Origin of the sequence: Balneola vulgaris DSM 17893 (assembly GCF_000375465.1) — a bacterium.
In the GTDB taxonomy this organism is placed as follows: domain Bacteria; phylum Bacteroidota; class Rhodothermia; order Balneolales; family Balneolaceae; genus Balneola; species Balneola vulgaris.
Map to the genome: position 1 here is coordinate 128,070 of NZ_AQXH01000005.1, position 13,009 is coordinate 141,078.

Here is a 13,009-nt window from a genome sequence, read left to right on the forward strand (position 1 = left end):
TATTTGGTTAGGTTTTCGAAAATACACATTTACCAATAGCCTTCATAAACGAACCTGTTTTAATTTGTATACCCTCAAAAAAGAATCTTCGTCTACAAAAGCCCGACTGGGAGAATTAAAAACTGATCACGGTGTAATTCAAACACCTATTTTTATGCCTGTAGGTACTCTAGGAACCGTAAAAGGAGTTTCACAGCACGACTTAGTTGAAAAGATTCATGCTCAAATTATTTTGGGTAACACCTACCATTTATACCTTCGTCCTGGTATGGACATTATGTATGAGGCTGGTGGTTTACATGAGTTTATGAAGTGGGACAAGCCAATTCTCACCGATTCTGGGGGCTACCAAATTTTTTCACTCTCTGAGAACCGAAAGCTAGAAGAAGAGGGTGCCTTTTTTAAGAGTCATATTGATGGTTCAAAACATCTGTTTACTCCTGAAAATGTAGTTGAAACTCAACGAACATTAGGCTCTGATATCATGATGATATTGGATGAATGCCCACCTTATCCAAGCTCATATGAGTATGCGAAGAACTCAATGGGTTTAACGCATCGATGGGCTAAAAGAGGTCGTAAGCATTTCCTAGAAACAGAGGCTAGATATGGCCACAAGCAGCATCAATTTGGTATTGTACAAGGCGGGACGTACAAAGATCTTAGAATCGAGTCATCTAAGTTTATGGCCGATCAAGATTTTGAAGGCATTGCCATTGGGGGATTGAGTGTAGGAGAACCCATTCCATTAATGTATGAGATGGCTGATTTGAATACCGACTACCTGCCCAAACAAAAAGCTCGTTATTTAATGGGAGTAGGCACTCCGGGCAATTTGATTGAATGTGTAGCTCGTGGAATTGACATGTTTGATTGTGTGATGCCAACTAGGAATGCCAGAAATGGCACTATTTTCACGCGAAATGGCAAAGTAAATCTTAGAAATGCGAAATGGAAAAATCACCATGAGTTTTTAGATCCTGACTTTCCATCCGACGTCTGTAATAAATATACGATGGCATACATCCACCACCTGATTAAGCACAATGAGATTTTTGGACTCGTGATGGCTTCAATCCACAACCTAACATTCTATTTATGGTTGATGGAGCAGATTCGTGAACATATTGCCAACGATACCTTTGCAGAATGGTATCCATCTATGGTAAAGCAAGTAGAGACTAAACTTTAGTAGCTTCTTGCTCTATTTGTTCAGAAAGGGAGGGGCCAAAGGTTATTCCTTTTAAAAATAGATCTATATCTAGGCTTAAGGAATGGTGCTTCAAATAATAGTGCGAGAACTCCTCTTTTGTGAGATTCTCTTTGTTTTGAATGCTCTGATATTGAGCGATACCAAAAAGACCTGCTTTGAAAGGTTTTTTAGGTCCAAACATTGGTGCACCCACCCAACTCATTTCACCTAGAAGTATGTAGCCACACAGTAGGTTTAAATTTTTAATCGGCCTGCCAGTATAAAACACATTATTGGTGTTGGTAGTAACTTGCTTTGATGCCTTATTTTTAAATATTCCACCCAGTAAACGTGGAATAAAAGTGATACCCCAACAAGGGATGGCGATCAATACATCAAAAACCCTTTTAAAAACTTTGTTCTGTGTTCTTTCATAAAGCAACATTTCTATTTGTGAAGGGGGGTCGAAGTATTCAATACTGGATTTCCCGATGATGGTATCTGTTACTTGAGAGCAAATTTTAGCAGGCTTTCTTTGTTCATTTTTTGATGTTAGCACTTCTAATAATGTGTCATATTGAACTTCATCAACAACAAAGAAGATTTCATCTACACTATTAATCATCTTCCTATTTACAGCGTTGATAGTTGTTGATTCGTGAACTAAGTATTTACCACTTGGATGCCCTTCAATCTTTTGTTTCCAAAAATCGTGATTAGGCAACTCTCCAATTAATAATACTTTCAATTTCTTTATCTGATACCCTCCCTCTCTAATTCTCATGAACATTGGCTTCAATATCACTGCAAGAAATAATGAAAGAATGTAAGCCACTACCAGTATTAACCGTGAGTAAGCTAGTTCTTTTATTAGAAAGCTTATACCAGCTACAATTAGAAATGCTAAACTAAGATTTATTAAATCTTTTGTTATAAAGTCAAAAGAACGTTTTTCTTGATTTCGAAATTTATGAAGAAGGAAATAGAGTACGCTAATTATGGCATTTACTATAAAAAAGTCATTTCTATTCGGATCAATTATTGCTGCAATATCAAAATCGAAACGACTTAAAAAAGCCACTATAAGTGCTAAATTGATTGCTACTAAGTCAATAATTAGCTGATAGTTATTTAATAGTGTTGAGAGTGAAACGTCTACAATTGTTTTTAAATAGGTAATACATAAAACAATGGTGCTCACTAATCTTCCATACACTTTCCCATAGTGTTTTATGAAGAATTGATATAATGACTGATTAAATATTTTCGCGTATTTATAATCTCTCTTTTTAGTACTCTCGCCTTTATAATGAATGATCTTAGTAATTGGAGCATATACTACTTTATAACCCGCCTCTTTAGCTCTCAAACAAATATCATCATCCTCTGCATACATAAAAAAAGCTTCATCAAAACCATCTAAGCTTTTCAATACATCCGTATTCCAAAACATAAATGACCCTGACACTACGGGTACTTCCGAAGTTTCATTTTCATCAATCCAGCTTAAATATCGTTTTCCAAACAATCTAGATTTTGGGAATAAGGTATCCAGGCCTGTGACTTTGTTTACAGCAGAAACTAAATCGGGTATAGACCTCTTGCACTCTTTGGCAAAACTCCCATCCGCATTTAAAATCTTACAACTACTAACTCCACACTTAGGATTCGCCTCCATAAAAGCATACATCTTTTCTAGAGTATCTTCACTGATTAAAGTGTCAGGATTTATAAGTAGTGTATATTTCCCCTTAGCTAGATTAATCCCTTGGTTATTCGCCTTCCCAAATCCTAGATTTTCATCATTCTGAATTACAGTTATATCTGTATACTGCTTACTAATTTCAGTGAAAGCATTGTCGCCAGAAGCGTTGTCTATAACAATAATTTGTAGTGAGTACTCCCCTTTCCCTTTATAAAGTGTATGAAGTAGATTAAGCACATACTCCTTCACTTTATAGTTCACAATCACTACAGATATGTCGTAGGTGCTCTGCATTATAAACCAAGCTTGTTTAGCACATAGTCAATCTTTCCTTTCAAGCCAAGTCCATACCCGAATCGGTCGCTCGTTCCTCTCCACTTGTGGTCTATATAATTTGTGATAGGGAAATCTACAAGCTTAAATCCTTCCTCAATAGCTCGTTTAAAGTTCATCAAAGTAGGTTGACCGTGATGTATGAATGGTGTTAATGATTTGTATGTATTTGTTCTCAACATCATATAGGGTGTTAAGATGATATCATATCCTACTTCAGATTTATACCCTCTTTTATTCACTTTTTGAATCTGACCTACACCATACACTTGTTCATCTTCCTTCAAGATAGCCACCATTTTTTCTATAAAGCCATCTTTCTTAGTCTCAGTATCACTATCTAAAAAAAATACAAACTTCGTTTTTATCAACTGTTGAATCGCATAATCCATAGCCGGTCCGTGATAAATATTTTCAGCTAAGTACACCGACTCAATTTGTTCATATTCACCTACTAAATCATTGATAATGTCCTTTGAATCATCCTTCGATCCATTATCTATTATGTAAAGCAATTGTTGAGGGTAATACTTCTTAAATGACCTTACTGCCGTTTCTAGCAGATCTGGTGTTTGATAATTTATAATAACAGTAGATAGCTCCATCACTTTATGATCACCACTTTTCCAATCCCTTTCTTCCCGGTGTCATTATCTACAGCTACTATATAATAGACTCCGCTCCCTAGTTTGCGTCCCTCTTTGTTCCGACCATCCCAAGTGGTTCTGCTGCTATTCGATTCAAATCTATGAATTGCTGTTCCGTCTACACCTAAAATAGTGATCGTCGATTCATCACTTAAATCATCAATGATTATTTCGGAATGGGAGTCATATGTAAAAGGGTTGGGATAAACTTTCAGTTCACTCATAGCACTAGACGACACTCTCGAAATTCCTTGATAGCTGATCAAGCCTTTATCTGTTGCAATGAATACTTCTCCCGTATTCTCATCTACAGCAATTGAAATAATAGCATTAGAAAATAGAGGGCTATTCTCTGTGGTAAACCTCTTTAAAATCTTTGAACCTTCTTCATTTAGAAGCCATAATCCTTGATTTTCGCTTCCAATCCATTTCTCATTACTTGGTGAAACTGCCATTGCGCTCACATTCACATCTCGAAGTAAAAACCGTGATACTTGTGATGTATCTTCATTTATAAGCCATTGTGCCTGTCGTTCTTGACTACTTCCATCAATTACGAATTCTGGAAATAGAAACCTTGCAATACCTCTTTCTGTCCCAATCCACACTTCATTGTTTTTATCTTGAACAATAACCTTCACTTTATTGTCAGGTAAATTCCCGTTGTTTGTTTCCGTAGTTAAACGAACGGCTGTATCATCGCTCACATCTAAAGTTTGATTGGTATTAATCACTAACAGCCCAACTCCATTTGTGGAGGTACTTTCAAGGGGAATCCATTTCTGATCGAAGGAATCAATAAACAAAGATTCATACTCTAGTCCATTAGCTTCACTTACTTTTGCAATAGGGGTCCAGTCTTCATCTCCGGGTTGTTGATGATACAATGGATTGGTTGCATACCTACTCACTAACCATACATCATCATTAGAATCCGTTGAAAGACCTGATATCACCGGAAAAAGTGGGTTATCAGCCTCCCATCCTCTAAGCGTTGAATTGGTTTCATCAAAAATTACTGTTTCAGAAGTCTCTATATCATATCTAGCGATACCTCTACCCCAACTACCAAAGTAATAGTACTTATCAGTAAAGGTGGTTGTTAAAACCTGTTGAAAATTAAACTGGGCTATCACCTCATTGGTATTCGCATTTTCATTGGTCCAATTTCCATCACTGTATATATAGAAGCCTTTCGCTTTATCGATATTGCCATCAAAACTCGATTTTTGGCTACTCCCAGATATTAACACACCGTCATTAATCGCTACCCCTTGAAATAGATTCTGATAAGGTCCATCAGTTACAAATTGCGCCTCGATTTCAAGGGAAGTGTTATAAATTAGAACACCATCATTTAGTGAACCTACTAGCAAAGAATTATTATCTAGATAAGCGGACACTGCTCTCTTTGGAAATATATCAGTTGAAGCAAAATTGGTTGTGCCAGTACGTTCAAAAATTTGAGGACCTGTAATTATATAATAGCCCTCATTACCGTACTCATGTTCTAACACATTAATACCAGCCAGACTTGCGACTTCAGTCCAACTATTGTTTTGATTAACAAAGGTAGAATTTATAGTAGATGCATATATCTCATTATCGATATAACCGAGAGCTATTATGGGATCATCTGTAAGTCCATCTACTGCTTTAGCATTAGTCCAACTACTTTCATTGATGGTTCCAGATAAGGGTGAAAATGCTATCCCGCTATCAGTTCCAATATATAAGGTGTCATTTTTAATGAAGCTATCATAGACACTAGTACCTCGGTTATTAGAACCAATTTTGGAGTAGGTATCCGTTACGGTTAGTGAATTTAGATCATATTCAACGATACCAAAGGAAGTAAGTACCAATAATCGATTATCATAAATATTGAAGCCATGTATCGTTTTGCTGCTATACAATGTATTCCTTTCAATATCACTTAATGTAGATACAGATAGGTCGTCCATATTTATAACATCAATTAAGCCATCTACATAGCCAATAAATACTCTACTTCTAGTCTCATCTATGATAATACTGGTTCCATCTAATCTACTTAGTCCATCTACAACCGTTAATTTTTCTATGTCTGAATTATCATCAATGAATACGACTCCCCCTTGAGTTGATGCCCATATATTTTGATTGGAATCTAGGGTAATATCAGTAACAGAACGGGTAGAGGTGTATGATTTCCAACTTCCTATGGATGAATTTTGGGCACTTAGTGAATGAGGAGAAAACACACATAAAATGCATGCCACTAAACCTATTGAAAATGAGTGAGATATTTTGCCCATATAGTGAACAAAATTAATCAAAGGGTGGGTAAGAAAAAAACCTTATAAGTGTGTAAATAATAGTTCAAATGGGATTTATTTAATTGTACTTAGTTTATACAATTTATCTTGACTTACATCAATCCCATAAAACAAAGACTTGGATTCATTAACAGTAAAAAACTCAATCTTAAGTGAGTCTGGAAACTGGTACTTAGTTATCAGATTTCCATCATAATCTAATTTTATCAATTCTCGATTCTCATCACCATAACTAATTTGATCTAAAGGCTCTTTACTAACATTTAAATATATAAAGTCATTTGTAGCCTGTATATCGATAAATTTTCTTGCTAAACCATCTCCGTCTTTAAATTTAGAATAGTTGAATTCTGAATCTTGTTGAACATTGCCATAGTGAAAATCTTTAATCAGATTTAAAGAATCATTCTGAATTTCATAGACAAAAATCTGAGATCCTAATGCATGTGCAAGTACTATTCTATTTTTTGAACTATTGAAATCGGATAACCATTCATTAATTCCTTGATAGGCTAATTGATATTCAAAATCATTTTCTAACTCTGACTGATCAAAACTAAATAATGGAAATTGTATGGTACTAAAGCGTCCTGTATTCGGATAATAGGTTGCCAAACCTGATTTGCCATTGAATACTTTCATATCCGTATCATTGTAATACGCTACAACTAATTCATTATTTATATAATAAGGCTTAATTACCGGAAAGAGTGATTTAGGTAATTCAATCGTGTGATCTATTACTACTTTATTTTCTTCAATCGTCCTAGATAAATTTAATATATCCAGATTCATTGAATTCATGTTATACGATGAGAGATAGGTATCATCATTCAATACTACAGAATCATAAAATCTTGGGATAGGTACTTTTATATCATTAGGCCCTCTACCAAAAGTACCATAAGTATTTAGAGGATATCCATCAAGATCATAAGTAGAAAGAAGTTTATGATCAGTAAGTGAACTTAAAACCAATAAAGTATCCACAAGAGAAACTTGAGATAAGCGATATATTTCATTCTCTTCGGTATTTATTATCTCTGCTTCAAGTAGTATTACATCAACAGTTGAATGCTCTTTACTTTGACTACCTGACTTATTATCAGAATTACCACATACAGCAATAAGTAATAACAGTGCCAAACTAAGAAATTGATACATATAAGCTTATTATTATTAATACGATGCTAGTATATAAATAAAATAAGTCACTTTCTTAACATAACCAGACTCTCGCATTGTTTTACAACTTATAGAACTAAACAGCTTTTAATGATTCCTGAGTCTATCAAATAATGAATAGGTAATTATATAGTGGGAAGTATCAAACGATTAAATGTCGTTTAACTAAAGGGCATAAAAAAACCCTTTATTCGGTGTGAATAAAGGGTTTAGGGTAAAAAATAAAAAGAAGGCGGCGACCTACTCTACCACGATTGCAGTACCATCGGCGCTGCAGAGCTTAACTTCCGTGTTCGGGATGGGAACGGGTGGGACCCCTGCGCAATGGCCACCTTCAAAAAATGATTCAATAAAAAAAGTAAGTTCTTTGACATGTCCCCGATTGCTCGGGGTGAAGAAAAAGTATAACAAGAGCTGTTACTGCACTTGCCCGCCGAGGTGGCGGTGCAAGCCATATAAACAAAGCCAATGGCCTAATTAGTACGGCTCGGCTAAACATGTTACCATGCGTACACCTGCCGCCTATCAACCTGGTCGTCTTCCAGGAGGCTCATAGGGAATACTTATCTTGGAGCGTGCTTCGCGCTTAGATGCGTTCAGCGGCTTATCACTTCCGAACATAGCTACCCTGCGATGCATGCGACCACACAACAGGTACACTAGCGGTTCGTCCACTCCGGTCCTCTCGTACTAGGAGCAGCCCTCCTCAATATTCCAACGCCCACAGCAGATAGAGACCGAACTGTCTCACGACGTTCTGAACCCAGCTCGCGTACCGCTTTAATTGGCGAACAGCCAAACCCTTGGGACCTTCTCCAGCCCCAGGATGCGATGAGCCGACATCGAGGTGCCAAACCTCCCCGTCGATATGAACTCTTGGGGGAGATAAGCCTGTTATCCCCGGAGTACCTTTTATCCTTTGAGCGATGGCCCTTCCATGCGGTGCCACCGGATCACTAAACCCCACTTTCGTGCCTGCTCGACCTGTATGTCTCGCAGTCAAGCACCCTTATGCTTTTACACTCTACGCACGATTGCCAACCGTGCTGAGGGTACCTTTGGGAGCCTCCGTTACTCTTTAGGAGGCGACCGCCCCAGTCAAACTACCCACCATACACTGTTCCCCCGTAAGGGTTAGACTTCACCTGTAACAAGGGCGGTATTTCAAGGATGGCTCCACGACGCCTGGCGACGCCGCTTCAAAGCCTCCCGCCTATCCTACACATATTACAGCTAAAGCCAATGTAAAGTTGTAGTAAAGGTTCACGGGGTCTTTTCGTCCCGCTGCGGGTAATCGGCGTCATCACCGATACCACAATTTCACCGAGCTCATGGCCGAGACAGTGCCCAAGTCGTTACACCATTCGTGCAGGTCGGAACTTACCCGACAAGGAATTTCGCTACCTTAGGACCGTTATAGTTACGGCCGCCGTTTACTGGGGCTTCAGTCAAGGGCTTCGCCGAAGCTAACCCCCTTCTTTAACCTTCCAGCACCGGGCAGGTGTCAGTCCCTATACATCGCCTTACGGCTTAGCAGAGACATGTGTTTTTGGTAAACAGTCGCTTGGGCCTTTTCACTGCGCCCTGACAAAGTCAGGGGATCCTTCTCCCGAAGTTACGGATCTAATTTGCCTAGTTCCTTAGCCATGAATTACTCGAGCACCTGAGGATACTCTCCTCACCCACCTGTGTCGGTTTGGGGTACGAGCGCTTCCAACAAACTACGACGCTTTTCTTGGCAGCATGATTACCTCCACTATCCCTTCATCCGAAGAATCCAGGTACTGTCAGGTTTCAGCCTTAATAGGAGACGGATTTGCCTATCTCCTGGCCTACGCCCTTTAACGTGCATTCGTCAGCACGCGGGAGTGTCACTTCTGCGTCACGCCTTAGCCACGCGTTGGTCGCGGTAGCGGAATATTTAACCGCTTTGCCATCGGCTTCCCCGGCATTACCGGGTACACCTTAGGTCTCGACTAACCCTGATCCGATTAGCGTTGATCAGGAACCCTTGGGTTTACGGTGGACGGGTTTTTCACCCGTCTTATCGTTACTCATGCCTACATTTTCGCTTCCAGTCGCTCCACCATCTCTCGCGAGACAACTTCAACGCCACTGGAATGCTCCCCTACCGATCTTTCAATCCCACAGCTTCGGCAACAGACTTATGCCCGCTTATTATCGACGCCGAGTCGCTTGACTAGTGAGCTATTACGCACTCTTTAAAGGAATGGCTGCTTCTAAGCCAACCTCCTAGTTGTCTGAGCAACTCAACTTTCTTTGATCAACTTAGCCTGTATTTAGGGGCCTTAGCTGGTGGTCTGGGTTGTTCCCCTCTCGCCACAGGACGTTATCACCCTGCGACTGACTGCCTGGCGGCTCGTCACCGGTATTCGGAGTTTGTCTAGGTTTGGTACCCGGTGAAGGGCCCTAGCCTAATCAGTGCTCTACCTCCGGTGAGACAAAACCAGACGCTATACCTAAATATATTTCGGGGAGTACGAGCTATCTCCAAGTTTGATTGGCCTTTCACCCCTATCCACAGTTCATCCGAAGACTTTTCAACGTCAACCGGTTCGGGCCTCCACGGTGTCTTACCACCGCTTCACCCTGACCATGGATAGATCACTTGGTTTCGCGTCTGCCCCGCTGTACTGCACGCCCTATTCAGACTCGCTTTCGCTACGGCTCCACCCCTAAGGGGCTTAACCTCGCACAACAGGAGCAACTCGTAGGCTCATTATACAAAAGGCACGCCGTCACAACATAAATGCTGCTCCGACCGCTTGTAAGCACACGGTTTCAGGTACTATTTCACTCGCCTTCTCGGCGTTCTTTTCACCTTTCCCTCACGGTACTGGTTCACTATCGGTCATGCAGATGTATTTAGCCTTACCGGATGGTGCCGGCTGGTTCACGCAAGGTTTCACCGGCCTCGCGCTACTCAGGATACCCGCCTTCAAATAATCGGTACACCTACAGGGCTTTCACCTTCTGTGGCGCTGCTTTCCAGACAGCTTCGATTTAAGATTACTTGAATTACGCAGGTCCTACAACCCCACGCCCCGTAGGACATGGTTTGGGCTCCTCCCCGTTCGCTCGCCACTACTTGGGGAATCACTATTGTTTTCTCTTCCTCCGGGTACTTAGATGTTTCAGTTCCCCGGGTATGCCTCCTCGAAAGGATACCCTAATAAATTAGAGTGGGTTGCCCCATTCGGAAATCTGCGGATCAAAGTTCTTTTGCAACTCCCCGCAGCTTATCGCAGCTTTACACGTCCTTCTTCGCCTCTGCATGCCTAGGCATCCACCGTGTGCCCTTCATTGCTTATTTTATATGACTTGCACGACCCCTCGCGAGGCGCACAAGCATACGCAGTTATTTGAGCTTGTTTTTGTGGGCCGCGAGAAGTACTACACCTCTCGCAGCTACCCTAGGCGCATCACGTACATAATACGTGATACTGGGTCTGATGAGAATCCTCATCAAACCTTACATTGTTATACTTTTTCACCATGTCAAAGAACTCCGCGTACCCCGCGGTAGGGCCAGTTGCACCCGCAAGGGCCAACCAACAATATTCATTAATTATCGCGCATAAGACCGGGGTTGTTGCCAACCCACTCACTCTATTATGCCATCCACAGCGGCTGCGCCTCGCGCCCGGCCACCTTAAAAATGTGTGGAGCTACGGGGATTCGAACCCCGGACCCCCTGCTTGCAAAGCAGGTGCTCTAGCCAGCTGAGCTATAGCCCCCTCTCTTTGGAAAAGTGGGCTTGGGAGGACTTGAACCTCCGACCTCACGCTTATCAGGCGTGCGCTCTAACCACCTGAGCTACAAGCCCCAATTACTTGGGCGGTTGCACCTCACCAGCTACGCGCTGGCCGCAGGCTACCTCCACTGCTCTGCTTTCCATTTTGCAGCATAGGACAGATTGTTTGTTACGAGCTCGTGTAAAACGTCGTTGCTCTCCTTAGAAAGGAGGTGATCCAGCCGCACCTTCCGGTACGGCTACCTTGTTACGACTTAGCGCCAGTTACCAGGCTTACCCTAGGCAGCTGCCCCCCAAAGGGTTGGCTCACCGACATTAGGTACTCCTGACTTCCATCGCTTGACGGGCGGTGTGTACAAGGCCCGGGAACGTATTCACCGCGTCGTTGCTGATACGCGATTACTAGCGATTCCAACTTCACGGAGTCGAGTTGCAGACTCCGATCCGAACTGAGAATGGTTTTAAAGATTTGCTCCTCATCGCTGAGTGGCGACCTTCTGTACCATCCATTGTAGCACGTGTGCAGCCCTGGACGTAAGGGCCATGATGACTTGACGTCGTCCCCACCTTCCTCACTACTTGCGTAGGCAGTCTAGCTAGAGTCCCCACCATTACGTGCTGGTAACTAACTACAGGGGTTGCGCTCGTTGCGGGACTTAACCCAACACCTCACGGCACGAGCTGACGACAGCCATGCAGCACCTTCCATAACGTTCCGAAGAAACCCTCTGTTTCCAGAGGTAGCGTTGTGGATTTAGCCCAGGTAAGGTTCCTCGCGTTGCATCGAATTAAGCCACATGCTCCACCGCTTGTGCGGGCCCCCGTCAATTCCTTTGAGTTTCATCGTTGCCGACGTACTCCCCAGGTGGCATACTTAATGCGTTAACTGCAGCACTGGCCCCGAAAGGCCAACACCTAGTATGCATCGTTTACAGCGTGGACTACCAGGGTATCTAATCCTGTTCGCTCCCCACGCTTTCGTGCCTCAGCGTCAGTTGTAGACCAGTAAGCCGCCTTCGCCACTGATGTTCTTCGTAATATCTATGCATTTCACCGCTACACTACGAATTCCACTTACCTCTTCTACACTCAAGACTACCAGTATCCAGGGCCATTTTACCGTTAAGCGGCAAGATTTCACCCCAGACTTAATAGCCCGCCTACGCACCCTTTACACCCAATGATTCCGGACAACGCTTGCACCCTCCGTATTACCGCGGCTGCTGGCACGGAGTTAGCCGGTGCTTATTCAAGGAGTACCGTCACACCAGATCGAAATCCAGTCGTTCTTCCTCCTCAAAAGCCGTTTACAACCCATAGGGCCTTCATCCGGCACGCGGCGTGGCTGCGTCAGGCTTTCGCCCATTGCGCAAGATTCCTCACTGCTGCCTCCCGTAGGAGTCTGGGCCGTGTCTCAGTCCCAGTGTGGGGGATCATCCTCTCAGACCCCCTAACTATCATCGCCTTGGTGAGCCGTTACCTCACCAACTAACTAATAGTACGCAGCCCCATCTCTAGCCGGTCGAAACCTTTAACAACTGTGGCCATGCGGCCCCGCTGCATTATGCGGTATTAGCATCCCTTTCGGAATGTTATCCCCCAGCTAAAGGCAGGTTAGCTACGCGTTACTCACCCGTCCGCCAGTCTCCAGTGACTGCAAGCAGTCACCTTCTCCTTCGACTTGCATGTGTTAAGCCCGCCGCCAGCGTTCGTCCTGAGCCAGGATCAAACTCTCCATTGTAAATAATTTATATATACTCTGTGAGCTCGGTCCTACACTCCATCATTCAAAAGAATAACTTCATAAGCTCGCACAAACAATCTGTCTTATGCTTCAATAATGTCCAAAGAACT

General features: G+C 42.3%; 5 protein-coding genes, 2 tRNA genes and 3 rRNA genes. 1 reads left to right on the forward strand and 9 read right to left on the reverse strand.

The annotated features are described in order from the left end of the window. Positions 1 to 64 precede the first annotated feature (64 nt). Entirely contained in the window at positions 65 to 1,192 is a 1,128-nt protein-coding gene (gene tgt / locus B155_RS0110810) for a tRNA guanosine(34) transglycosylase Tgt (protein WP_026167321.1), read from the forward strand. On the opposite strand, the gene B155_RS0110815 is transcribed toward tgt, so the two are convergent. The 9 genes from B155_RS0110815 to B155_RS13370 all read right to left on the reverse strand — a co-directional run bounded on the left by B155_RS0110815 (position 1,182) and on the right by B155_RS13370 (position 12,896). Then, positions 1,182 to 3,191: a glycosyltransferase family 2 protein gene (locus tag B155_RS0110815; protein WP_018128289.1), complete on the reverse strand. Its 2,010-nt coding sequence runs from the start codon at positions 3,189 to 3,191 to the stop codon at positions 1,182 to 1,184. The genes tgt and B155_RS0110815 overlap by 11 nt on opposite strands. Continuing rightward, complete coding sequence (locus B155_RS0110820) at positions 3,191 to 3,835, reverse strand: glycosyltransferase family 2 protein (protein WP_018128290.1); 645 nt, start codon at positions 3,833 to 3,835, stop codon at positions 3,191 to 3,193. The genes B155_RS0110815 and B155_RS0110820 overlap by 1 nt, the downstream gene beginning before the upstream one ends. Next, a complete protein-coding gene (gene porZ / locus B155_RS0110825; RefSeq protein WP_018128291.1) occupies positions 3,835 to 6,174 on the reverse strand; it encodes a type IX secretion system anionic LPS delivery protein PorZ in 2,340 nt (779 codons plus the stop codon). Before porZ ends, B155_RS0110820 begins: the two co-directional genes overlap by 1 nt. A gap of 75 nt (positions 6,175 to 6,249) precedes the next feature. Further along, positions 6,250 to 7,359, reverse strand: coding sequence for a hypothetical protein (locus B155_RS0110830; protein WP_018128292.1), 1,110 nt, complete (start codon positions 7,357 to 7,359; stop codon positions 6,250 to 6,252). A 248-nt stretch (positions 7,360 to 7,607) separates the two neighbouring features. Further along, positions 7,608 to 7,716: ribosomal RNA gene (rrf, locus tag B155_RS0110835) — 5S ribosomal RNA — on the reverse strand. Between the two features lie 120 nt (positions 7,717 to 7,836). Further along, a 23S ribosomal RNA gene (locus B155_RS0110840) occupies positions 7,837 to 10,714 on the reverse strand. A 350-nt stretch (positions 10,715 to 11,064) separates the two neighbouring features. After that, a tRNA-Ala gene (locus B155_RS0110845) sits at positions 11,065 to 11,138 on the reverse strand. A 15-nt stretch (positions 11,139 to 11,153) separates the two neighbouring features. Further along, positions 11,154 to 11,227, reverse strand: a tRNA-Ile gene (locus B155_RS0110850). A 133-nt stretch (positions 11,228 to 11,360) separates the two neighbouring features. After that, positions 11,361 to 12,896, reverse strand: a 16S ribosomal RNA gene (locus B155_RS13370). The 16S, 23S and 5S rRNA genes sit together here with 2 tRNA genes alongside, the layout of an rRNA operon. Between the last annotated feature and the right edge of the window lie 113 nt (positions 12,897 to 13,009).